This window comes from Micropruina sp., assembly GCF_047602385.1.
Taxonomy (GTDB): domain Bacteria; phylum Actinomycetota; class Actinomycetes; order Propionibacteriales; family Propionibacteriaceae; genus Micropruina.
Genome location: NZ_JASGHL010000001.1, coordinates 90527 through 113897 on the forward strand (window position 1 = coordinate 90527; position 23371 = coordinate 113897).

Annotated in this window: 23 protein-coding genes; 17 read left to right on the forward strand and 6 right to left on the reverse strand. The window is 70.0% G+C overall.

All coding sequences use genetic code 11. The features are described from left to right. Positions 1–2: 2 nt before the first annotated feature. The 3 genes from QM711_RS00450 to QM711_RS00460 all read left to right on the forward strand — a co-directional run bounded on the left by QM711_RS00450 (position 3) and on the right by QM711_RS00460 (position 3936). Positions 3–530 (forward strand): regulatory protein RecX, encoded by a 528-nt coding sequence (locus QM711_RS00450; protein WP_415095758.1) that lies wholly within the window; start codon positions 3–5, stop codon positions 528–530. A gap of 254 nt (positions 531–784) precedes the next feature. After that, positions 785–2413, forward strand: coding sequence for a ribonuclease Y (gene rny / locus QM711_RS00455; RefSeq protein WP_415095759.1), 1629 nt, complete (start codon positions 785–787; stop codon positions 2411–2413). Between the two features lie 53 nt (positions 2414–2466). Further along, a complete protein-coding gene (locus QM711_RS00460; RefSeq protein WP_415095760.1) occupies positions 2467–3936 on the forward strand; it encodes a HEAT repeat domain-containing protein in 1470 nt (489 codons plus the stop codon). Here the strand turns inward: QM711_RS00460 and QM711_RS00465 are convergent. Beyond that, on the reverse strand, positions 3914–5005 hold the full coding sequence (locus QM711_RS00465) for a HEAT repeat domain-containing protein (protein WP_415095761.1): 1092 nt from the start codon (positions 5003–5005) through the stop codon (positions 3914–3916). The two genes, QM711_RS00460 and QM711_RS00465, sit on opposite strands and share 23 nt — an antisense overlap. 120 nt (positions 5006–5125) lie before the next feature. On the opposite strand from QM711_RS00465, the gene QM711_RS00470 reads away from it, so the two are divergent. Together QM711_RS00470 and QM711_RS00475 are read left to right on the forward strand one after the other, a co-directional pair. Then, positions 5126–6085, forward strand: a complete 960-nt coding sequence (locus tag QM711_RS00470) for an AraC family transcriptional regulator (protein WP_415095762.1) — start codon at positions 5126–5128, stop codon at positions 6083–6085. Then, positions 6082–6516, forward strand: a complete 435-nt coding sequence (locus QM711_RS00475; RefSeq protein ID WP_415095763.1) for an SRPBCC family protein — start codon at positions 6082–6084, stop codon at positions 6514–6516. The genes QM711_RS00470 and QM711_RS00475 overlap by 4 nt, the downstream gene beginning before the upstream one ends. A gap of 10 nt (positions 6517–6526) precedes the next feature. On the opposite strand, the gene QM711_RS00480 is transcribed toward QM711_RS00475, so the two are convergent. After that, positions 6527–7081, reverse strand: coding sequence for a TIGR03086 family metal-binding protein (locus QM711_RS00480; protein WP_415095764.1), 555 nt, complete (start codon positions 7079–7081; stop codon positions 6527–6529). 50 nt (positions 7082–7131) lie between these two features. Here QM711_RS00480 and QM711_RS00485 point away from each other — a divergent pair, with 50 nt between their 5' ends. From QM711_RS00485 to QM711_RS00495, 3 genes are all read left to right on the forward strand, one after another. Next, the gene (locus QM711_RS00485; RefSeq protein WP_415095765.1) at positions 7132–7959 is read left to right on the forward strand and encodes an AraC family transcriptional regulator; all 828 of its coding nucleotides are present in this window, start codon (positions 7132–7134) and stop codon (positions 7957–7959) included. Between the two features lie 178 nt (positions 7960–8137). Continuing rightward, positions 8138–9598: a tRNA (N6-isopentenyl adenosine(37)-C2)-methylthiotransferase MiaB gene (gene miaB, locus QM711_RS00490; RefSeq protein ID WP_415095766.1), complete on the forward strand. Its 1461-nt coding sequence runs from the start codon at positions 8138–8140 to the stop codon at positions 9596–9598. A 63-nt stretch (positions 9599–9661) separates the two neighbouring features. Continuing rightward, entirely contained in the window at positions 9662–10183 is a 522-nt protein-coding gene (locus tag QM711_RS00495) for a hypothetical protein (RefSeq protein ID WP_415095767.1), read from the forward strand. 298 nt (positions 10184–10481) lie between these two features. Here QM711_RS00495 and QM711_RS00500 read toward each other — a convergent pair whose 3' ends face one another. Then, positions 10482–10676, reverse strand: a complete 195-nt coding sequence (locus QM711_RS00500) for an antitoxin (RefSeq protein WP_415095768.1) — start codon at positions 10674–10676, stop codon at positions 10482–10484. A 146-nt stretch (positions 10677–10822) separates the two neighbouring features. Here QM711_RS00500 and miaA point away from each other — a divergent pair, with 146 nt between their 5' ends. The 5 genes from miaA to QM711_RS00525 all read left to right on the forward strand — a co-directional run bounded on the left by miaA (position 10823) and on the right by QM711_RS00525 (position 17046). Further along, entirely contained in the window at positions 10823–11737 is a 915-nt protein-coding gene (gene miaA, locus QM711_RS00505; protein ID WP_415095769.1) for a tRNA (adenosine(37)-N6)-dimethylallyltransferase MiaA, read from the forward strand. A gap of 126 nt (positions 11738–11863) precedes the next feature. After that, positions 11864–12553, forward strand: coding sequence for a diaminopimelate epimerase (dapF, locus tag QM711_RS00510; protein WP_415095770.1), 690 nt, complete (start codon positions 11864–11866; stop codon positions 12551–12553). Positions 12554–12670: 117 nt separating this feature from the next. Further along, positions 12671–14083 (forward strand): GTPase HflX, encoded by a 1413-nt coding sequence (gene hflX, locus QM711_RS00515; protein ID WP_415095771.1) that lies wholly within the window; start codon positions 12671–12673, stop codon positions 14081–14083. Positions 14084–14148: 65 nt separating this feature from the next. Next, positions 14149–15015 (forward strand): Cof-type HAD-IIB family hydrolase, encoded by an 867-nt coding sequence (locus QM711_RS00520; RefSeq protein ID WP_415095772.1) that lies wholly within the window; start codon positions 14149–14151, stop codon positions 15013–15015. Between the two features lie 9 nt (positions 15016–15024). Continuing rightward, positions 15025–17046 (forward strand): ATP-dependent DNA helicase, encoded by a 2022-nt coding sequence (locus tag QM711_RS00525; RefSeq protein ID WP_415095773.1) that lies wholly within the window; start codon positions 15025–15027, stop codon positions 17044–17046. 31 nt (positions 17047–17077) lie between these two features. Here the strand turns inward: QM711_RS00525 and QM711_RS00530 are convergent, their stop codons facing one another. Beyond that, positions 17078–18277, reverse strand: coding sequence for a Gfo/Idh/MocA family protein (locus QM711_RS00530; RefSeq protein WP_415095774.1), 1200 nt, complete (start codon positions 18275–18277; stop codon positions 17078–17080). A gap of 188 nt (positions 18278–18465) precedes the next feature. Here QM711_RS00530 and QM711_RS00535 point away from each other — a divergent pair, with 188 nt between their 5' ends. Together QM711_RS00535 and QM711_RS00540 are read left to right on the forward strand one after the other, a co-directional pair. After that, entirely contained in the window at positions 18466–19476 is a 1011-nt protein-coding gene (locus QM711_RS00535) for a LacI family DNA-binding transcriptional regulator (RefSeq protein WP_415095775.1), read from the forward strand. Positions 19477–19512: 36 nt separating this feature from the next. Continuing rightward, positions 19513–20181, forward strand: a complete 669-nt coding sequence (locus QM711_RS00540; RefSeq protein WP_415095776.1) for a hypothetical protein — start codon at positions 19513–19515, stop codon at positions 20179–20181. 111 nt (positions 20182–20292) lie between these two features. Here the strand turns inward: QM711_RS00540 and map are convergent, their stop codons facing one another. Both map and lexA read right to left on the reverse strand, forming a co-directional pair. Then, positions 20293–21066: a type I methionyl aminopeptidase gene (map, locus tag QM711_RS00545; RefSeq protein WP_415095777.1), complete on the reverse strand. Its 774-nt coding sequence runs from the start codon at positions 21064–21066 to the stop codon at positions 20293–20295. Between the two features lie 40 nt (positions 21067–21106). After that, complete coding sequence (gene lexA / locus QM711_RS00550) at positions 21107–21868, reverse strand: transcriptional repressor LexA (protein WP_415096833.1); 762 nt, start codon at positions 21866–21868, stop codon at positions 21107–21109. 371 nt (positions 21869–22239) lie between these two features. On the opposite strand from lexA, the gene QM711_RS00555 reads away from it, so the two are divergent. Together QM711_RS00555 and nrdR are read left to right on the forward strand one after the other, a co-directional pair. After that, positions 22240–22590, forward strand: a complete 351-nt coding sequence (locus tag QM711_RS00555) for a hypothetical protein (protein WP_415095778.1) — start codon at positions 22240–22242, stop codon at positions 22588–22590. A 303-nt stretch (positions 22591–22893) separates the two neighbouring features. Beyond that, positions 22894–23352, forward strand: a complete 459-nt coding sequence (gene nrdR / locus QM711_RS00560; protein WP_415095779.1) for a transcriptional regulator NrdR — start codon at positions 22894–22896, stop codon at positions 23350–23352. Positions 23353–23371: the final 19 nt, after the last annotated feature.

Here is a 23371-nt window from a genome sequence, read left to right on the forward strand (position 1 = left end):
TCATGCCGAGCGAGGCTCCCGACGGCCCGGACGCCGATCCGGTCGCGGTGGCGCGTGAGATCGCGCTGCGACTGCTCAGCGTCCGGGACCGGACCAGACTCGAGCTGGAACGGGCGCTCGCCAAGCGCCGGGTTCCGGCGGAGGCGGCCCGGGAGGTTCTCGACCGGCTCACTGACGTGGGGCTGATCGATGACCGGCGGTTCGCCGGGGCCGTCTTCGACGCTCAGCATCGGCGCCGGCGGTCGACGCGCGCGCTGCGGCAGGAGTTGCGCAACAAGGGCGTCGACGCCGACCTGATCGAGGCGGCCGCGGCAGAGGTCAGCTCCGAGACCGATCTGGCTGTCGCCCGCGAACTGGTGGCCGCTCGGGCGCGCAGCCTCGAACGATTCTCCTACCAGGTGCGGTACCGGCGGCTGGCCGGTCAGCTGACCCGGCGCGGGTTCTCTGCCTCAGTCGTCGCCTCGGCGCTGCGAGAGTTGCCCTCCGACGGGGCGGATGTGCCGCCCGGAGACGTTGATTACACCGGCTAACTCCATTGCGACAAGGAGTGGCGCTTGAACGCAGGCCCGTCGGGGCCTAACCTCACCCACAGGTGTGTCAACGACCCATCACCCTCATGCGATCGACTTCTTCAACGTTTTAGCAAGGACGCGGGATCGGAGTTCCCGCCACCCCCGGAGGCGGAGCGGACGGCGATGATCGGACGGATGTCCGGCATCGCTTGATTGTCATGGTGATCCGTGCGTTGGCGTACCGGGTGTTCGCCGACGACGGGAGGTATCCGATGGATCCCATGCAGGTGCTCGCCATCGTCGCCGTTGTCCTGGCACTGGTGCTGGTGGGGCTGACGCTGGTCGTGGTCTCGATGGTGCGCAACCAGCAGCAGGCCCAGAAGCAGGCGGCCCGACGGGTGGTCGAGGCCGAGAAGCAGGAGCGGTCCCGGCTGCAGTCCCTGGTGGCCCGGGTCGATCCGCTGGCGCGCAAGGCCGAGGCGGACGAGATCATCGCCGCCGCTCGGGCGGAAGCCGATCGACTCCGTTCCGACGCGGAACGCAACCGGCTCGAGAGTGATGCCGCCAGTCGGGTTGAGCGCGAGCGGGTCGAGATGCTGTTGCAAGAGGTCGAACGTCGCGAACGCCGGGTGGGCGAGCGCGAAGATCAGCATGCCGGGGTGCAGCGCAAGCTCGACGAACGGCTGGGCGATCTGGAGCTGACCCTGACCGACCTGGACGCCCGCCGAGCCGCCCTCGATGAGGTCGAGACGCAGCAGCGCGCCGAGATCACCCGGATCGCCGGCATGACGTCGGAGGAGGCCCGGGCCGAATTGTTGGCCCAGGTCGAGCACGAGGCGCGGTTGCAGGCCGTCCAACTTAGTCGTGAGATCGAAGCCGAGGCGCGCCGCGACGGCGAGCAACGGGCCCGGCAGATCATCGTGGGTGCCATCCAGCGGCTGGCCACCGAACAGACCACCGAGTCGGTGGTCACCACGGTGCCGTTGCCGGGCGACGAGATGAAGGGCCGGATCATCGGACGCGAGGGCCGTAACATCCGCGCCTTCGAGCAGACCACCGGCGTCAACGTGATGATCGACGACACCCCCGAGAGCGTGCTGCTGTCGTCGTTCGATCCGGTGCGTCGCGAGGTGGCCCGGCTCACCCTGACCGAGCTCGTCGCGGACGGCCGGATCCATCCGGCCCGGATCGAGGAGGTCTACGAGCGCAGCAAGCGGCGGATCGACGAGATCTGTCTGCGCGCCGCCGAAGACGCGGTGGCCGAGGTCGGCCTCACCGACCTCGACCCGGGCCTGCTGCCGACCATCGGCGCCCTGCAGTACCGCACCTCGTACGGCCAGAACGTGCTCAAACACCTGGTCGAGTGCGCGCACCTGGCCGGCCTGATGGCGTCCGAACTGCAGATCGACCCGGCGCCGGCGCGACGGGCAGCGTTCCTGCACGACATCGGCAAGGCACTCACCCACGAGGTGGAGGGTTCGCACGCGGTGGTCGGCGCCGCACTGGCCCGCCGGTTCGGCGAACATCCCGACATCGTCAACGCGATCGAGGCCCACCATAACGAGGTCGAGCCGAAGACGGTGATCGCGGTGCTCACCCAGGCCGCGGACGCGATCAGCGGCGGCCGTCCAGGCGCCCGGCGGGAGAGCCTGGAGGTCTACGTCAAACGGCTGCAGCGGCTGGAAGAGATCGCCCGCGGGCACAAGGGCGTCGACAAGGTCTTCGCCATGCAGGCCGGACGTGAGATCCGGGTGATGGTGCAGCCCGAATGCGTCGACGACGCGGCAACTCATGTGATGGCGAAGGAGATCGCCAAGCAGGTCGAGGCGGAGCTGACCTATCCGGGCAGCATCAAAGTCACCGTGGTGCGCGAGTCCCGGGTTACCGAGACCGCGCACTGACGCTGTCCGACCGGGCTTGAACCTGACCCGACGTCAGGTGGTGGAGTGCCGGCATGAACGACACCGTCACTCGACCCGACATCATCACCGCGATCGTCCTGCTGGGCGACGCCGACGCCGAGGTGCGGCTGCGTGCTGCGGTCGATCTGGGCACCTGGCGAGCCGCGGAGGCGGCCCCGGCGCTGGTCGCGCGGCTGGGCAACGAGCCGAGCCACGCGATCAGAGAGACGTTGACCTGGGCGTTGCTGCGGATCGCCGACGCGTCCCGGCCGCTGCTGCTGGCCGCCCTCGGCGACGCCAGCTGGCTGACCCGGATGCAGGCCTGCCACGTGCTCAGCAAGCTGGGCGACGCCGGCGACGCGGACGTCCTGCTGCCGGTGATCGCCGACCCGGTGGACGCCGTGGCGTCCCGGGCCTGGTGGGCGGCCGGGCAGACCGGATCGGTTGATGTCGTGGAAGCGCTGGCGGAGCAGCTGGGTCGCGGTGACAGCGAACTGCGCAACTCGCTCAGCATCGCCTTCGAAGCCCTGGGTGACATCGGCGTGCCGGAGCTCGGCCGGCGCCTCCGCCGTTCGGACTCGGCGGCCGTCCGGGAACATGCCGCTGACACCCTCGGCCTGATCGGGTCACCGGCGGCCGACCCGGGTGTCCTTACCCTGCGGGAAGCCCTGGACGACCCCGATCCGCTGGTCGGCTTCGCGGTGCTCAACGCGCTCGGTCAGCTCGACTCGGCCCAGGCCCGGGACGCCGTCCGGGCCGCGGCGGACGCCGAAGACCCCCGGTTGCGCGGGCTGGCCGCGCGGCTCACCCGTCGGCACCGCAGCGAGCCACCGGCGCGGGCTGTGCCGGCCCAGGGCCGGGTGTTGGCACACGGCCTGGTGGCCGCGGCACCCGGCGTGCTGGTCGGTCTGGCCTGCGAGCACGCGGCGCTCGCCGAGAGCCGGGCAATGCTCGACCTCGCCGGCCGGATCGCGGAGTTGGCCGTGGGCGATCCCCGCCTCGATGCGGCAACCCTCCCCGCCGCCGTCCTCCCGGACGGGACCAGGGTCGGTGACGCACTGGACCGGCTCTCGGCGCTGGCCGGCGAAGCGCTCGCGCTGGCGTCCGTGGAGCGACTGGAGGGCCCGTCCAGCCACTACCTGCAGCTGGTGGACGGGGTGCCGCGGATCGGCGTCCTGATCGGTCACACCGGTGCACCCGGACCCGAGACGGACCGGATCCTGGCGAAGGTGGGGCTGCAGGTCGCCCTCGGCCGGCCGCGGCATCTCGCCGCGACGGAGGTCCCGGCGCGCGAGTGGGAGCGGGTGCGGGAGGCGAGCCTGCGTCAGGCGCGCTCGGAGGGTGTTCCCGAGTCATTGGACGAACGCGTCGTCGCCGGTGCCGCCGCCGACTATGCGACCCGGCACGTCCTGCTGAACCAGGTCAGCATCACCGATCCCGGCGTCACCATCGACGGGCTGCTGTACGGACGCGGCATCCGGCTGACCGGCTTCCGCCGGATCAGCGTCGGCGATCGGCCATGATCCGCTCAGCGAGGGTGACCAGCTGACGGTCCCCGGAGGCGGCGGCGTCGGCGAGCGCCGCGTCCGCGGCCTCGCCGGGGACGTCGGCCAGCGCGAACACCGCCGCCAGCCGGACCTGCGGATCCGGGTCCGCGGCGTGGGCCAGCAGCGCGTCCCGGGCGAGGGCACCGTCGAGCTGGGCCAGCACCTCGATGGCCTGCGCCCGGGCGGGCGCCGCGGCCGGCGGATCGGCAGCCAGCCGTCGTGCGGCGGCGTCGCCGAAGTCGATCAGCGCATCGGTGACCGCCGCGGCGAGAGTGCTCTGGGTAGTGCCGAGCAGCCCGATCAGGGCGGGCAGGGAGCGTTCGTCGGCCAGCCTGCCCAGCGCGGTCACCGCCGCGGCGCGAACCTGCTCGACCGGGTCGTCCAGCAGTGCGAGCAGGGGTTCGACGGCCGCCGGGTCACCCAGCTTGGCCAGCGCCCGCGCCGCGTGCAGCCGGACGCCGGCCTGCCCGCTGACCAGCAGTTCGATCAGCGGCGCGGCGGCTTCACCGCCGTGCTGGACGACCGCCCAGCCCAGCATGTCCTGGACGGCCGGGTCGGATTCGGCGGCGAGCCGGTCCAGCAGCGCCGGCAGTGGGACGGCGTCGCCGTCCAGGACCGCGCGGACCCGGACGGTGGCGTCCGGATGCTGCAGCCGCTGGGTGAGTGCGATCGCCTCCAGCAGGTCCGGCCAGCCCGCCTCGTTGCCCGCCCGCAGCACCTGGAGCCGTTGCAGCAATTCCTGCTGCAACGCGAGCTGGGCGTGCAGCCGGTCGATGTGGTCGTCCAGCACCCGGTTCGGGTCGAAGCCGGGATCGTCCAGCGCCGCCGCCACCTCGGCCAGGCTCAGGCCCAGCGCGCGGAGGTGCTGGATCGCGAGCAGCCGTTGCAGATCGGACGGCGTGTAGAGCCGGTGATCACCCCAGCTGCGTTCGCTCGGCACCAGCAGGCCCAGCCGGTCGTAGTGGTGCAGCGCCCGCACGGTCAGCCCGGTGCGCCGGGACACCTCGCCGATCCGCAACGGGCCGTCCGGGACGCGCTGGGTCATGACCGGAGGCTATCCCGCCAGTGTCACCAGCAGCAGGCGCCGGGAAGCGGACTCGTCGTTCCCGCCGGAGTTCGCAAAGAAGGTCGAGAGCGGGCACATGCCGGCTTGTACGTTGAGGGGGTGTTCCGGCCCGTACTCTCGACGACCTCCGCCAGGCATCGCGAGCGCGTCCTGCCGGTGCTGTTCCACTGTGAGGAGCATCTCGACGAGCCACTCGGGCTGGCCGAGTTGGCGGCGATAGCCGGCTTCTCACCGCACCACTTCCACCGGGTGTTCCGGCAGGTCACCGGCGAGGCCCCGAAGGAGTACCTGCGGCGGCTGCGTCTGGAGCGGGCGGTCTACCGGCTCAAGGTCAGCCCGGACAATGTGCTCGAGATCGCGCTCCAGGCCGGCTTCACCACGCACGAGACCTTCACCCGGGCATTCGCCCGCCGGTTCGGCATGACCCCGTCGGAGTTCCGCGCCATGCTGCAGGCCTATCGGGCGTGCGCGGGTGACGATCTGCTCGGCGACACCGCCGCCGGCTTCACCGACCAGACGCCGCCCACCCTGCGCTTCGACATGGGGAAGGTGCCGTTCTGGGTGGAGCGCACGCCGGGTCGGCACCTGCTCTTCCTGCGGCACAACGGCTTCCAGAACCTGGTGGCCGGAGGCGGCCGGCCGCTGCAGCCGTGGGACGCGGTCGCCGAGTACGCCGACGCCCACGGCATCGCCTACTCCCCGGACGCGGTCGTCGGGATCAGCCACGACGATCCGTACGTCACCGAGGATCACCGGATCAGGTTCGACGCCTGCCTGATCGTCGACGGCCCGCTGCCCGTGGGTTATCCCGCCGGCTACCGGTGTCAGCAGCCCGGGCTGTGCGTGGTCCGGCGGCACACCGGCGGGGTCGAGGAGATCGCCCGCACCTTCGCCTACATCGGCGTCGAGTGGCTGCCTCCGCGGGACTACGGCCTGCGCGCCGCGCCGCCGTTCGAGGTCCACCACTGCGAGGTCGTCGACGGACGACCCCGGCGGACCTCGACCCACGCCTACGTCCCCCTGGAACCGACGAAACGGCAGCCGACAGGAGCATCGTGAACGGATTCGAGTTCGATCAGCACATCGCCGCGCCCCCGGAGCGGGTCTTCGAGGTCCTCGCCGACCCGACCAGGGCGTCCGCGTTCCTGGACAACATCACCCAGAGCACCAAGCTCACCGACGGACCCACCGGCGTCGGCACGGTCTTCCGGGAGACCCGCGTCGTAGGCGGTAAGGAGTCCAGCGCCGACCTCCTGGTCACCGCCTACCAGCCGAGCACCCAGCTGGGCATCAGCACCGAGGCCGAAGGGATCACCGTCGAATACCACTACCGGCTCACTCCGGACGCCCACGGCACCCGACTCCACTGGGCCTGCGAACTCGAGGCCGCCGGCCTGCGCCGGATGATGCTGCCGGTGATCGCGGCGATCATGAAACGCGAGGACGGCGGACACCTGCGCAAGCTGAAGGCGTACCTGGAGAGCCGCTGACCCGGCGAGGCTACGCCGTCCAGTGCGGATCGCGGCCCAGCCGGGCCAGCAGGCGCTCGGTCGGGCTGGCGCCGTCCGGCACCGGCAGTTCCGGCCCGCAGACGCCCTCCGAATGCAGGGCGGGACCCCAGCCGTCGGCGATCTCGCTCAGCCGGGACGCCTCGTCGTCGGTGATGGCGCCGTCCTGACCGGTGGCCCGGGCCAGGTCCCAGCCGTGGATGGTGAGGTCCCAGCCGTAGAAGTCGGCCATGGTGTCGCCGACAGTGGTCGGGCCGAAATAGCCGTCGTAGGCGCGCTCGGCCACGCCGTCCGCGGCCAGGGCCTCGATGGCCTGGTCCCGATGCTCCGTCCAGGCCTGCGCCGGATCGTCGGCGCTCGGGGCGTCGCCATCGACGAGACCCTGCTTGACCAGGAAGTCGTGCTCGGTGTCGATGACGTGCCGGACGAGGTCGGCGGCGGTCCAGTCAGCGCAGGGGCTGGGGGCGTCCCAGCGGTCGCCGACGCCGGCCACGATGCTGCTGAAGCGGTCGGCTCGGTCGGTGAAGGTGGTGATGGTGTTGGTCATGGACCCAGGCTAGGAAGCGCACGGCCGCTCGCCTTGTGATAATCCGACACATGCCCGATCCGTCTTCGATCGGCCGGCCCGCCGATCCGGTCGACCGCGCTCACCTGACCTCCGCCGTCCGGCCCTCGCCGCCGATCTACCGGTACGGCCCGTCGCCGGGGTTGACGGAACTGGTCGGTCGGTACTGGATTCCGGTGTGGAGGCTGCCGGAGCCGACCACCCAGAGCACGTTGCAGTACCCGGTCTGCCTGATCGTGGTGAGCAACAGCTACGCCCGCTGCTACGGGGTGAGCCGCGGGCTGTCGCAGGTGACCCTGGAGGGCAGCGGCTGGGCGGTCGGCGTACTGTTCCGGCCGGCCGCCGGCCGGCTCCTGTTGGGCCGTCCGGTCAGCGACCTGGTGGACGCCCACGTCGACCTGGGTACGGTGTCGTCGATGGACGGCCCTGCCCTGGTCAATCGGATCAGGACGGCGATGGGCGACAATCCGCACGCCCCCGCCGCCCACCGAGCCGCAATCGCCGCCTACGAGGACGCGGTCGCGCCGCTGCTGCCCGTGGACGACGCTGGTCTGCTGATCAACCGGATCATCGACTGGCTGGTCGAGCATCCCGAGGCGACCCGGGTCACCGAGGTCGCGGACGCGTTCGCGCTGACCGAACGCAGCCTGCAACGGCTGGTGGTCGATCGAGTCGGCCTCACCCCCAAGTGGCTGATCCAGCGGCGACGGCTGCACGACGCCGTCGCCGGCCTGAAGGCGGGGGAGCGGCCGCTGGCCGAGCTGGCGGCCGAGCTGGGTTACGTCGACCAGGCCCACTTCACCCATGACTTCCGGGCGGTCACCGGACTGACTCCCGGTCAGTACCTGGCCGAGCAGTGAGCGGTCAGATTCGCTTCACCGATCGACTCAGCATCGGTGGATCGAGGTTCGAGGAGCGCCGGCTTCTCGTTGGTCGAGCGTGTCGTGACCCGCAACGGGTTTCGAAGTCACGCTCAACCGGTGCCCAGCGCCCCGACCGCGGCGCTCGTCGATTCAGCCGGTAAGCTGTCGCCCCGAGATGACGACTACCGCGCAACCCCGCACCTATCAGGTGGTCACCTACGGGTGTCAGATGAACGTCCACGATTCCGAACGGATCGCCGGACTGCTCGAGGACGCCGGTTATGCCCGGCACACCGACGGTGAACAGGCCGACGTCGTGGTGTTCAACACCTGCGCGGTCCGCGAGAACGCCGACAACCGGCTGTACGGCAACCTCGGCCATCTGGCGCCGGTCAAGGCCGGGCACCCGGGCATGCAGATCGCCGTCGGCGGCTGCATGGCGCAGAAGGACCGGGACGTCATCGTCGCCAAGGCGCCCTGGGTGGACGTGGTGTTCGGCACTCACAACGTCGGCAAGCTGCCGGTGCTGCTGGAGCGCGCCCGGATCGAGCAGGAGTCCCAGGTCGAGATCGTCGAGGCGCTGGAGGCGTTCCCGTCGGCGCTGCCCACCCGGCGCGAGTCGCCGTATTCGGCGTGGGTGTCGATCAGTGTCGGCTGCAACAACACCTGCACCTTCTGCATCGTCCCGCAACTGCGCGGCAAGGAGACCGACCGGCGGCCCGGCGACATCCTGGCCGAGATCGAGGCCCTGGTCGACGAGGGCGTCCAAGAGATCACCCTGCTCGGCCAGAACGTGAACTCCTACGGTGTCGAGTTCGGCGACCGGCTGGCGTTCGGCAAGCTGCTACGCGCCTGCGGCGGCATCGCCGGCCTGGAACGCGTCCGGTTCACCTCGCCGCATCCGGCCGCGTTCACCGACGACGTGATCGCCGCGATGGCCGAAACGCCGAACGTGATGCCCAGCCTGCACATGCCCCTGCAATCGGGCTCTGACAAGGTGCTGCGTGCGATGCGGCGGTCGTATCGCTCGGAGCGCTACCTGGGGATCATCGAGCGGGTCCGGGCCGCGATGCCGCAGGCCGCGATCACCACCGACATCATCGTCGGCTTTCCGGGCGAGACCGAGGCGGACTTCGCCGAGACCCTGCGGGTGGTCGAGGCGTCCCGGTTCGCCGCCGCGTTCACCTTCCAGTACTCGATCCGGCCGGGGACGCCGGCCGCGACCATGCCGGACCAGGTGCCGAAGGCCGTCGTCCAGGAGCGCTACGAGCGGCTGGTCGAACTGGTCGGCGACCTGGCCTGGGCGGAGAACTCCGCGCTGGTCGGCCGGAACGTCGAGGTGATGTTCGCCGCCGGCGAGGGCCGCAAGGACGCCGCCACTGCGCGAGTGTCAGGCCGGGCCCGGGACAACCGGCTGGTCCACGTCGCGATCCCCGAGGGTGCCGAGCGGCCGCGTCCGGGCGACATCGGCATGGTCGAGATCAGCTACGCCGCCCCCCATCATCTGGTCGCCGACGGCGGTATCACCGGTCTGCGCCGGACTCGCGGTGGCGACGCCTGGGACGCCCGGCACACGCCACAGAAGAAGCTGATCGGGCTGGGACTTCCGCGACGAGCGACCGTCAGCGCCGGCTGACTACGCCCCCCGGGAGCGATCCCGGGATGGGTTAGCCTTTCCGGAGCCTGAGGAAGAGGTTCCATGTTCAACTGGGTGAGCCTGATCTACTCGCTGCCGATGATCCTGGCACTGGTCATCGCGGGAGCGACCGTCGGCCCGCGCGTCAACGCCGCCGCTCGCACGCTGTTGTGGAGCGGTATCGGAGTGCTCAGCGTCGCCCAACTGGCGGGCATGGTCACCCCGTACCTGGCGATCCAGCGGTCGATGCTGAGCCTGGTCCAGATCATCAACGTCGTGCTGTTGGTGCTGCACATCACCGGCACGGTGCTGCTGATCGTGGCGGCCGGACGGGCCGCCCGCGGCAGCGAACTCGTTCACGGTGGGCCGGGAGGCTACCGGTACCCGGCCGATCCCGGACGTCCGGGCGGCTACGGGAACCCGTCCCAGCCCGGATACTCGCCGCAGTCGCTGCCTCAACCCGGTTACCCGCCGCAACCCACGGGCCAAGCCGGATATCCGGTGCAGTCGGAGGCCGGTCAGCCCGGTTACCCGCCGCTCGCAGGCCAACCCGGCTACCCGGCGTCCGGGCACCCGGGGCAGTGAGGGAGCGACCAGCGGCGCTGACCTTCCCGGCACGCCGGTAAGGACGGGCTGAGCAACGCGACCAACCGTTGGTCGAGCCTGTCGAAGCCGATGCAGAGGGGTCGCCAACTCACCGAACGACTATGGCGCTCCGTCGACTGAAAGCTGTCCGAGCTCCGATGCGATCACCAGATCCGGCCGCTCCAGTTGGGGACGCTGTTCTGTCCGCTGACGGGACTTTCGGGACACACGGCAGATGGGGCCGGGCGATTGCCCGACCCCATCCGTAGTGAACTTTTTCGTGCGAAAGATCAGCCGATCAACTCTGTGGAGGCTCCGGAGGGCCGGCGGCCTTCCGGGTCTGATCCTTGAGGAATTCCTGAGCCTGATCGACCTTGGCCGCGTACTTGCCGTCCGTTTTCGAATCGACGAAGTCGCCCACCTGTTCGATGGCGCCCTCGATCTGATCTTCGTGGCCGGCCACGGCCTCTTTGATCTTGTCGACGAATCCCATTCGGCCTCCTCTCTCTCGTACGTCCCGGTGCGAGTCCGGCTCGTGCCCATTCTTACCCGGTGCTGCGGGTGATGCCAAGGGGTGTGGCCTGCTCGATCTCCGTCGAGCGGGCCGGCCCAGCGGTTGGCCTGCGGCACAATGAGGGCGTGTCCCTGCCGCCGCTGATCGTGCTGAACGGCCCGACGGCTAGCGGAAAGACGGCGCTCGCCGTCAGCGTCGCCCGACTGCTCGCAGACCGTGGGCGTCCGGCCGAGATCGTCAACGCCGACTCCATGCTGGTCTACCGCGGGATGGATGTCGGAACCGCCAAGCCGACGCTTGCCGAGCGCGGCGGCATCACCCACCACCTGGTCGACATCATCAACGTCGATCAGACGGCGAGTGTCGCGGCCTTCCAGGAACTGGCGCGAGCCGCGATCGCCGACTGCCGCGCCCGCGGCGTGGTGCCCGTTCTGGCCGGTGGCTCGGCGCTGTACGTGCACGCCATCCTTGATGACTTCGAGTTCCCCGGCACCGACCCCGTCGTGCGTGGACGCCTGGAGGACGAACTGACCGAACGCGGTGCGGCGGCGATGCATCGCAAGCTGGCCGAGTTGTCGCCACCGGCCGCGGCCGAGATTCTGCCCGGGAACGGACGCCGGATCGTCCGCGCCCTTGAGGTGATCGAACTCACTGGCTCCTGGAAGGCGACACTGCCGGAATGGCGCTACGCGCTGGACGGCGTCCGCCAGTTCGGTCTGGAACTGCCCCGAGCGCTCCTCGACGAGCGGATCGAGGCTCGGGTGGAACGGATGTGGGCCGACGGCCTGGTGTCCGAGGTGCGCGCGCTGATCGAGCACGGGCTGCGCCGCGGACTCACCGCGTCCAGGGCGTTGGGGTACCGGCAGGTGCTCGCCCACCTGGACGGCGAGATCACCGAGGCCGAGGCGAAGCGGCAGACGATCGCCGGGACGCGCCGGTTCGCCCGCAAGCAGCTCAGCTGGTTCCGCCGCGATCCGCGGATCCGCTGGCTGCCCGGCGAGGACGGGCACCTGGCCGAGGTCGTCGTCAGCGAGCTCTGAAAGATGATGTGAATCTGGGCACCGAACTCGGTGCCCAGATTCACATCATCTTGAGAGGCGCAGCGGTCGGCGGCTCAGCACGGTCGAGTTTGACCGTCATCGCCGGACTGCGGTGCAATTCGTCCCATGCTCACCTTCGCCAAGGGACACGGAACGTTGAACGACTTCGTGTGCTTCAGCGACCCCGACGGCAACCGCGAACTGAGCGACGAACAACTCCGGTTCCTCTGCGACCGGCGGGCCGGCATCGGTGGTGACGGAACCCTTCGCGCTGTCCGCGCCCGGCACGTCCCCGGCTACGAGCAACATGGCGACGCCTGGTTCATGGACTACCGCAACGCGGACGCCTCGATCGCCGAGATGTGCGGCAACGGCCTGCGGGTCTTCCTGCGCTACCTGCTCGAAGAGGGCCTGATCGAGCGGCAGCCGGTCGACATCGTGACCCGGGCCGGCATCCGGCACGGCGAGTTCCTGCACGGCGAGCAGGTCCGGATCGGCATGGGCCGGCCGGTGGTCGCACCCGACCCGATCGCGGTGACGGTGGGTGGCCGCAGCTATCCGGGTCGGGCGGTCGACGTCGGCAACCCGCACGCGGCCGTGCTGTTGTCGCCGGGCGAGCTCGACGCCCTCGACCTCAGCCGCGAGCCCGGCTACCCGGCCGCGGTGTTTCCGCACCGCGCCAACGTCGAGTTCATCGAGCCGGCCGGCGACCACCACGTCCGGATGCGGGTCTGGGAGCGCGGCGTGGGGGAGACCTTCTCGTGCGGGACGGGCACCGTGGCGGCTGGCCGTCGCCGCCGCCGCCGAGGCCGGTGAGGACACCGGCAGCTGGCAGGTCGACCCACCCGGCGGCACCCTGTTGGTCGATCTGGATCCGGCCGGCGCAAGGCTCACCGGTCCCGCCGTCATCGTCGCTCGTGGCACAGTGAACCTGTGACCGACCTGAGCTACGACGACGCCGACGATCCGGAGAGCACCGACTTCGACGGCGATCAACTCGACCTGGCCGAGCGGCTCTCGCTGCGCCGGGTGGCCGGCATGTCCACCCAGCTCGCCGACATCACCGAGGTCGAATACCGCGACCTGCAGCTCGAACGGGTGGTGCTGGCCAGCGTCTGGACGAGCGGCACCCAGCGCGACGCCGAGAACGCGCTGGCGGAACTGAAGCTGCTCGCCGAGACCGCCGGATCGGAGGTGCTGGAGGCGCTCGTCCAGCGCCGCAGCCACCCCGACCCGGCCACCTTCATCGGACGCGGCAAGGTGGACGAACTGCGCGAGGTGGTGATCGCCACCGGCGCCGACACGGTGATCTGCGACGGTGAACTCGAGCCGGCTCAGCTGCGCAACCTGGAGGACCGGGTCAAGGTCAAGGTGATCGACCGCACCGCGCTGATCCTGGACATCTTCGCCCAGCACGCCAAGAGCGCCGAGGGCAAGGCTCAGGTCGAGCTGGCCCAGCTGCAGTACCTGCGGCAGCGGCTGCGCGGCTGGGGCGGCAACCTGTCCCGACAGGCCGGCGGCCGGGCGGCCGGCGGAGCCGGGATCGGCGGGCGCGGTCCTGGCGAGACCAAGATCGAGACCGACCGGCGGCGGATCCGCACCCGGATCTCGGTGCTGCGAAAGCGGCTTCGTGAGATGGACGAGGTGCGTGCCACCAAGCGCCAGGAACGGCAGCGCAACGAGATCCCGTCGGTGGCCATCGTCGGCTACACCAACGCCGGCAAGTCGTCGCTGCTGAATCGGCTGACCGGCGCCGGCGTCCTGGTCGAGGACGCCCTGTTCGCCACCCTCGACCCGACCACCCGCCGGTCCGAGAGTGCCGACGGCCGTATCTACACCCTGACCGACACGGTCGGCTTCGTCCGGCACCTGCCGCACGACCTGGTCGAGGCGTTCCGCTCGACCCTGGAGGAGTCGGTGCTGGCCGATCTGCTGCTGCACGTGGTGGACGGCTCCGACCCCGACCCCGAGGGCCAGATCAAGGCGGTGCGCACCGTGCTCGCCGAGATCGGCGCCGGGAACATCGCCGAGCAGCTGGTGATCAACAAGACCGACGCCGCCGACCCGACCACCCTGGCGGGGCTGCGCACCCGGTACCCGGACGCCGTGTTCGTGTCGGCCCGGACCGGCGACGGCATGGCACAGCTCGGCCGCCGGGTGGAGGAGCGGCTGCCCCGGCCGGCGGTGGAGATCACCGCCCTGGTTCCCTACGCGCGCGGCGACCTGATCGACAAGATCCACACCAGCGGCGAGATCGTCACCCTGGAGCACACCGCGGAAGGCACCGCTGTCACCGCGCGGGTGAACCGGGGACTGGCCGGGGAACTGGCGCCGTTCGTCCGGTGAGTTCCGCTGACCAGGTTTCGACCTACCCGTCCGCTAGCTCACCCAGTCCTGACCTGAGAGGCACCGTGTCACGCATCATCTTCCTCGACGTCGACGGAACCCTGGTGGACTATGCCAACCGGCTGCCCCGCTCGGCAGTCGAGGCGATCCGCAAGGCCCGTCGGGCAGGCCATCTCGTCTACCTGACCACCGGTCGCAGCAAGGCCGAGATGTACCCGGAGCTCTGGCAGATCGGCATCGACGGAATGATCGGCGGCAACGGCTCCTACGTCGAGCACCACGGCGAGGTCGTCGCCCACCAGACCCTCACCTCACCGGACTGCCGGGCCGTCGTCGACTGGCTGCATGCCCGCGGTCTGGAGTTCTACCTCGAAGCCAACTCGGGCCTGTACGGCAGCGCGAACTTCCGCACCGCGGCGTTGCCCGCGGTGCGGGCCTACATCGCCGGAAAGGGCGCTGCCGACAGCGACACGGTGACCGTCGATGACGTCTTCCCGGAAATGATCTATGACGCGCTGCTCGACCGCGACGACGTCAACAAGATCAGCTTCGTTCTGGGCGATCACCAGGACCATCTCGACTCCGCGGCCACGTTTCCGCAGTTGAAGGCCGCCACCTGGGGTGGACGCGGGTCGGCGGCACTGTTCGGCGATCTCGGCGTGGCGAACATCGACAAGGCACATGCAGTCGACGTGCTGCTGGCACACCTGGGCGCCGACCGGGCCGACACGATCGCGGTGGGGGACGCCTCGGTCGACATCCCGATGCTCGAGTACTGCGCGGTGGGGGTGGCGATGGGCAACGCGTCCGAGAATGTGAAGGCGATCGCCGATCACATCACCGGCGATGTCGAGGCCGACGGGCTCTACGCCGCCTTCGACCACCTCGGCCTGCTGGGCGATGAACCCGGCGATGTCGGTCGCGGGCGGTAGGTTGATCCAATGCCCGATGCCGACCTGACCGAAGCGATCCTCGGTGCGGCGGTCGAGGGCATCGACGGCGCCCAGCGTCCCGGTCAGCACGAGATGGCGGCCGCGGTCGCCGAGACCCTGGCCGGCGGCGACCACCTGTTGGTGCAGGCCGGCACCGGCACCGGCAAATCGTTGGGCTACCTGGCTCCCGCACTCGCGCAGTTGGTGCAGACGCCGTCCGAGCGCATCGTCATCGCGACCGCGACGTTGGCGCTGCAGTCCCAGCTGGCTCGCAAGGACATTCCGGCCGCCCTGGACGCCTGCCAGCGGGTCACCGGCAAGCGGGTCAGCCATGCCGTGCTGAAGGGGCGCACCAATTACGCCTGCCTGTACCGGGTGCGGGACACGCTGGGCTCCGAGCAGGAGAGCCTGCTGGGTGGCAGCGAACTGGCCGAGGCGCTGACCGCGGTGGCCACCGACGTCAGTTCCAAGGTGGGGGCCGACGTGGTGGCGCTGCGCGAATGGGTGGAGACCGAAGCCGAGGCCAAGGGTGCCGCCGACCGCGACGATGCGCCCACGCACACCACCCAGGCCTGGACCCAGGTCTCGATTCCGGTGCGCGAATGCCTGGGCGTCCAGCGCTGTCCGTACGGCTCGCAGTGCTTCGTCGAGCGCTCCCGCGACCAGGCGCGGTCCTCGCAACTGGTGGTGACCAACCATGCCCTGCTGGCGATCGACGCCATGCACGGCGGCACCGCGCTGCCCGAACACGATGCGGTGATCGTCGACGAGGCCCATGAGCTGGTCAGCCGTGTGACCGGTGCGGCGTCCCACGAACTCAGCCCGCAACTCATCGAACGGGTCGGACGCCGCTGCCTGCCCTGGCTCGACGACGAGGTCGCCCTGGAGTTCCTGGACGCCGGCGAGGCGCTCCGGACCGCGCTCGACGACGCACCGTTGGCCCGCGTCGAGAACGCCGACGGCGCGCTGGCGAACAGCCTGCGACTGGTTCGCGACGTGGCCCGCCGGGTGGTTTCCGGGATGAGCGGCGGCGACGACTCCGACAACGAACGCAAGCAGGCGTCCGCGGCGGCCAAGGAGGTCTTCGACATCGCCGAGCAGCTGGCAGCGCTGGCGCCGCACGACGTCGTCTGGGTGTCCGAGCGGGAACGGTTCGGACGCCAGGTGAATCAGGCTCCGCTGTCGGTGGCCGGGCTGATGCGCGAGGGCATCTTCGCCAAGCGCCCGGTCGTGCTCACTTCGGCCACGCTGTCCATCGGCGGCAACTTCGACGCGGTCGCCGGTTCGGTCGGGCTCACCGAGCCGTACAGCCGAGACAGCGCGGACGACGGCGAGCCGGAGAGGCCGCGCTGGCGCGGACTGGACGTCGGATCGCCGTTCGACTACCGCCGGCAGGGCATCCTCTACGTCGCCAAGACGCTGCCGCCGCCCGGCCGGGACGGCATCGCGCCGTCGACGCTGGCCGAGGTCGCCGAGCTGCTCTGGGCCGCCGGTGGCCGCACCCTGGGACTGTTCGCGTCGCAACGCGCCGCCGAGGCCGCCGCGGTGCACTGCCGCAAGGAACTGCCCGACGCCGAGATCCTGTGCCAGGGCGACGCCCAGCTGGGCGAGCTCACCCGGCGGTTCGTCGCCACACCCGAGGCCAGCCTGTTCGGCACCCTTTCGCTGTGGCAGGGCGTCGACGTCCCCGGGGACACCTGCGAACTGGTGATCATCGACAAAATCCCGTTCCCGCGTCCGGACGACCCGCTGATGCAGGCCCGCCAACGCGCGGTCGCCGAACGCGGTGGCAACGGCTTCATGGCGGTGGCCGCCACCCACGCCGCCCTATTGATGGCCCAGGGCTCCGGACGGCTGATCCGCCGGCTCACCGACCGCGGGGTGGTCGCGGTGCTCGATCCGCGGCTGATCACCGCCCGGTACGGCAGCTTCCTGCGTGCCTCCATGCCGGAGTTCTGGATGACCACCGACCGGGAGACCGCGATCGGCGCCTTGCGGCGGTTGCAGGACGTCCGCGCGGCTGCGAGCTGATCGGTCGGCGACCGACCAGCTCGCCGTGCAGTCAGGCCGGCGCGTCGCCGAAGTCGTCGATCCGCAGCCGCTCGCCATTCCGGCGGGCCGACTCCAGCGCGTAGATGCCCGGCAGCGTGTAGCGGGCGGCCTGCCAGGCGTTCACCGGCGCCAGCGTCTGGTTGTTGACCGCGGTGACGAAGTCGTCGGCAAGGAAGTGGTGGCTGCCCTCGTGGCCGTTCGGCGCGCCGGCGAACTCGGCCGGTAGCCGGCTCGCGTCGTGGACCGGGGCGAGCCCGGACAGGAAGGCGTCCCGCAGGGTCGGGGAGACGTCGGTCAACTCGGCCAGTTCGGCCTCGGTGGCCTTGCGCGGCTCGATCAGCTCCGACACGTCGACCACACCGGTCCGGTCCTGCCGGTAGGCGGTGGTGGTCATCTCCTCGAAGCTGGCGTCGGTGCCGAACCAGCGGAACCGGGACTCGCGGATGAAGGACGGGAAGCCGACCCGGCGGAACTCGTTGACCCGGAACGATCCGCCGCCGGCGACCTCGAACAGGCCGGTCATATTCGAGAAGTCGTTGTCGAACATGCTCACCGCGCGGTCGAACACGCCGTCGCCCCGGTCGTCGACCACGCCGATCGCCGAAACGCTGGTGGCGTGGGTGTCCCAGGCGCCCAGGATGCCGCCGATCGAATGGGTCGGGTAGAGCATCGGCGGGTAGGACGCGGTCGCCTTCCAGTTCTCGCCGCCGGAGAAGCGGTACGCGTCGTAGAAGCCGAGGTCCATGTCATGCACGTAATCGCCCTCGGCATAGAACAGCCGGCCGAACTCGTTCTTCGCCGCCAGGGCGCGGGCGTAGACGACTGCCGGGTTGTAGTGGCTGGTCTCACCCATCATGTAGGTCAGACCCGTTTCGCGGACGGCATCGATGATCGCGCCGATCTCCTCGGCGCTGATCGCCATCGGCACCGCGGAGTAGACATGCTTGCCCGCGCGCAGCGCCTGGACCACCAGCGGCCCATGGGTCCAGCGCTGGGTGAGGATCGCGACGGCATCGACGTCCCGGCTGGCCAGCGCCTCGTCGAAGGACGGGAAGGTTCCGGCGAGCCCGTAGCGGCCGACCAACTCGTCGGCCCGCTCGGCGATGGTGTCGACCGCATACACCTTCGATACGCCCGGGTGCAGCTGGAACAGATGGGCGAACGAACCGGCGAACTGGCCGGAACCGATCATGGCGATCGAGAAGGGCATGACGAGTGACTCCTTGAACAGGTCGAAGATGGGGCGCTTGCGCGCGGCGCGATGCCGAAGAAGTTACGCGGGTAACCTGATGCTCCGCAAGTGCTGGTCCACGTCAGATCAGCAAGCGGCGCGGCGGAGCGAGAAGGCCTATCCTTCCCGCGTAGATCATTGCTGCTGGGCGGTCCGGAGGGGGAAGCATGGACGAGGCTGTGACCGTGGGCGCGGTCACCCGGGTCGACGTCGCCAGGTATGCCGGAGTGAGCACGGCCGTGGTGAGCTACGTGGTCAACGGCGGCCCCAAGGCCGTCTCAGCGGCGACCTCGGCCCGGGTGCTCGACGCGATCGCCCGACTCGGCTATCGACCCAATCGAACCGCTCGCGCGCTCGCCCTGGGCAGTACCAAGACCCTCGGCCTGGTGGTGCCCGACAACACCAACCCCTTCTACGCCGAATACACCCTGGAGATTCAGCGGGCGGCGACGGAACTCGACTATGCCCTGCTGATCACCAACTCCGGCTTCGATCCCGACATCGAGCTCCGGCGGATGCTCGACCTCTGTGATCGACAGATCGACGGCCTCATTCTCGCTCGTGCCGGGGAACCGAGCCGGGTCGGCGAACTCGTCAAGCGCGGGGTGCGCACCCCGATCGTGATGATCGACTCCGCCGTGCCGCTCTCCGGCTATGCCAGCGTCGGTCCGGACGCCGCCGCCGGCATGGCCGCTGCGGTCGAGCACCTGTTGCACGTCCATGATCATCGCGACGTCGCGTTGATCATCGGGGACACGGTCGAGGTGTCGATTGACGGTCGGGAGTCCGGCTGGGCGCTCGCCCACGCCCGCTGTGGCCGCCCGCTCGGTGCGCTCGACCGGTCAGCGTTCACTCGGGAAGGGGGATATCTCGCGGGCCTCCGGCTGCTGCGCGGCGCCCCGCGACCCACTGCGATCGTCGCCAGTTCGGATCTGCAGGCGATCGGGCTGCTGCGGGCCGCGCACGAGCAGGGTCTGCGGGTACCTCAGGATCTGGCCGTGGTCAGCTTCGACGGCACGGCCGAAACGCAGTACTGCTGGCCGCCGCTGACCACCATCCGACAACCCACCACTGCAATGGCGCAGGCCGCTGTCCGAGCCGTGCTGGCCGAGGACCAGCGATCAGGTCATCAAGCCATGCCCATGGAACTCGTGGTCCGGGAATCCTGCGGCTGCTGAGCGCGATTGGCACCCGTAGTCCCGACAATGGACCGCATGACGATCCTCGGACGCCGCCAGCTTCTCCACCTCGGCTCGCTTGCCGCCTTGCCATTGGTCGCGGCTGGTTGCGGAGTCCCGTCGGTGATGCCCACGCCGACCCCGGCGCCGTCGCGGAGGGAGCCGCAACTGACCATCGTGCAGGGAACCGTGGGCACCCTCGGAGCGGCCCGGGTCGGCTACCTCAACCGGTCGGTGGACATCGACCAGGTGTCGATCTGGCGTGACGGCGACGAGTCCGGTTTCGGCTCAACGGTGAGCCTGCGAGACGGGGACTGGATCTTCATCGGCGGGATGTGCTGGACGATGAGCCGGCTGGCACCGGCCGACAACCGTGCCCGGATCGGTTTCGATCCGGTGCTGACCCGGGTGCCGGCACCCTCGCCGGAGGCGGGCCTGATCTTCGCGCCGACAGGGCCCGACGATCGCGCGACCGCGGCCTGGATCGGCACCGGCAATCGGATGCGGGTGACCGGTGTGACCACGGACTCGGCGACCCTCACCCACTGGCCCGGCCTCAGCAAGCCCGGTGAGGCGGGCGTAGTCGTGCCGGTCAAGGCCGGGTCGAGGATCACGATGGGACGAGTCAGCGTCACGATTACCGGCTTCCGCCCGGCGCTGGAACGGCTGCGGGGCTATGTCGTGGTCCGGGTCAGGACCGGCTGATCGGTGGAGCCCCGCTCGGTGCCCGTCGAAAGTGCCGAGGCCCTCGAGTCGCCGCTCCGGCAAGGGGTTCACCAGCTCGCCGGGCGATGGCCGCGTCGATCCGGCGCTTCACTAATTGGACGGCAGGGTGAGGATCTCGGCGCCGTCCGGGGTGATCGCAATGGTGTGCTCGGTGTGTGCCGTGGCGCACCCGGTGGCGCTGCGCAGCGTCCAGCCGTCCTGACCGACCTTCAGCTCGGCGGTGTCGGCCATCACCCACGGCTCCAGTGCGAGCAGCAGTCCGGGCCGCAGCCGGTAGCCGCGCCCAGGACGGCCGGAATTGGGGACGTGCGGATCCTGGTGCATGGTGGAACCGATGCCGTGGCCGCCGAACTCGGTGTTCACCTTGTAACCCGCCTCGCTGAGCACTGAGCCGATGGCGTGCGAGATGTCGCCGATCTGGGCGCCGGGCCGCGCGGTGGCGATCCCGGCACTCAACGCGCGTTCGGTCGCCGCGATCAGAGCGGCGCTCTCGGGCCGCTCGACATCGCCGACCACGAAACTGATCGCGGCGTCGGCCGCCACCCCGCCCTGCAACACGGCCAGGTCGAGGGTGAGCAGGTCGCCCTCGGCAAGCGCGTAATCGTACGGCCGGCCGTGCAGTACGGCGTCGTTGACCCCCGTGCAGATGTAGTGACCGAACGGTCCGCGTCCGAACGAGGGTGCGTAGTCGACGTAGCAGGACTGCGCACCTGCGGCCGCGATCAGGCTCTTTGTCCAGCGGTCGATGTCCAACAGATTGGTGCCGACGGTGCTTCGGCTTCGCAGCTCGTGGAGGATTCGGCCGACCGTTGCACCGGTCGTACGCGCTCGCGCGAGCCGCGCCGGGCTCAGAATCTCGATCACGGGGTTGGCCTTCTTTCGACTTGCGACGTCCCCGAACCTCTCAGACTCGGCGCAGCACCGCGACCACCTTACCCAGGATCGACGCCTGATTGCCGTCGATGGGGGAGTAGGCGGGGTTGTGCGGCAGCAGCCAGACCTGGCCGTCGGCGCGCTTGAACGTCTTCACCGTCGCCTCGTCCTCGAGCAGCGCCGCCACGATGTCGCCGTTGTTGGCGGTCGGCTGCTGGCGGACCACGACGAAGTCGCCGTCGCAGATAGCGGCCTCGATCATCGAATCACCCCTGACCTCGAGCAGGAACAGGGTGCCCTCGCCGACAAGTTGCCTGGGCAGCGGGAAGACGTCCTCGACACGCTCCTCGGCCAGGATCGGGCCGCCGGCGGCGATCCGACCGACCACGGGCACGTGCACGGCCTCGGGCAGGGCATCGCCGATCCCGGTGACATCGACGACCTCGTCCACCGGATCGGGACCGCTCGGCTTCTCCGGTTCGGACAGGGACGCGGGCAGCCGCACCTCCATCGCCCTGGGCCGGTGCGGGTCGCGCCGCAGATAGCCCTTCGCCTCCAGCGCGCGCAGCTGATGGGAGACGCTGGACGGGGAAGCCAGCCCGGCGGCCTCACCGATCTCGCGGATCGTCGGCGGGTAGCCGCGGCTGCTCACCGCCAGGTGAATCAACTCAAGGATGCGCCGCTGCCGCGGCGTCAGCCCTTCGGTGTCGGCCGGTCCGTCGGGCAGCTGGGCGATCTTGGCCATCTCGAGCTGCTGCGCCACTTCGGCGTTGCTCGGACGGCCCACGCTCATCTTGGGCGGTTGCTTGGGTGGGCGGCCGCGCCGCGGGGTCTTGTCGAACGGGTTCCTACCAGCCATGCGCACAGACTAGGGCTGACGCGTGCCGCATTCAAACATCTGTTCGAGCGTGTCGCGGCATCGACGTTCGGGTCGCCGGCCCGGTGGCGCCGCCGGGTCGAGCCGGGATCCGGATCTCTCCCGCGGCACCGCAACCGACGGTGCCTGGCGGCTGTCAGGGTGCCTGCGAAAACTGTCAGAGCCACCGTGTTGACTGCTCGTATCGAATCGATCGATCGGGAACAACTGTACGAATAGGGGTTGCACTCGGATCGATCGCAGGCAAGAATGACCGTCGAACATATGTTCGAGGAAGGGAGCGCGAGATGAGTGCGATGCTGGTCGAGGAGATGGTGGTCGCTTCGCCGTCGGTCCGTCCGCGGTGGCGACACGTCCCGCAGACGCGGGGGCCGGTCGCGCGTCCGAGCCACCCCGCAAGCCCTGTCGGCCGGCCCGCCGTGGCGGCCGCACCGCCGCTGGTGCGGGCCCGGGTGTCGGCACCGGTGGAGATCCGGCTGGGCCAGGGTTTGCAGCTCACCCGGCGTGGGCTGGCTGTGGTGATGGCGGTGTTCCTCGGTGCGGTGGCGGCCGGAGTCCTGACGCTGCTCGGCGGTTTCCTGGCGGTTTCCAACGACCCGGGTGTGCCGCAGTCGCCCTCGGTGATCCAGGCAGGCTGAGCGGGCTCGGGCGCGGCCCACGCCGCGATCGGGGCACCGCGAATGGAGGTGGAATCGACCCCGGCGCGGCCTCGCCTGCGGGGTGTGGGGTATTCGTCGTGGTTCGTCGGCCGGATCTGGCCAAGACACGCCGCGTCACGGTTGCGTCGTCGCTGTCACCGACCTATCGTCTACATGTAGTAGTTACAGGGCTGTGGTTCATCCACAGATTGTGGTTCTATCCACAGCCTCTTCCACAGTCCATGCACAGTCCGCTCCACAGGGGCGAGCCGTTCACCGACGAAGACGAAGGGGTGTAGCACCGTGCATTGCCCGTACTGCCGCCACACAGACTCCCGGGTTCTCGACTCGCGGGTCGCTGAAGACGGCGCGGCGATCCGTCGCCGGCGGCAGTGTCCCTCCTGCGAGCGCCGGTTCACCACGCTCGAGCAGATGCAACTCGTGGTGGTCAAGCGATCCGGCGTCGTCGAGCCGTTCTCGCGCGAGAAGGTGGTCACCGGAGTCCGCAAGGCCTGCAAGGGGCGTCCGGTCTCCGAGGCCGACCTGGCCCGGCTGGGCCAGCAGGTCGAAGAGGCGCTTCGGGCGTCCGGTCAGGCCGAGATACCCGCCGACGACGTGGGTCTGGCGATCCTGGGTCCGCTTCGGACCCTCGACGCTGTTGCCTACCTGCGTTTCGCGTCCGTCTACCAGCACTTCGAGTCCGTCGACGACTTCGCGGCCGAGATCGAGAACCTCCGCGGCCAGTTGGTCGCCCCACGCTGAACCCACTGGGGAGCCCGCA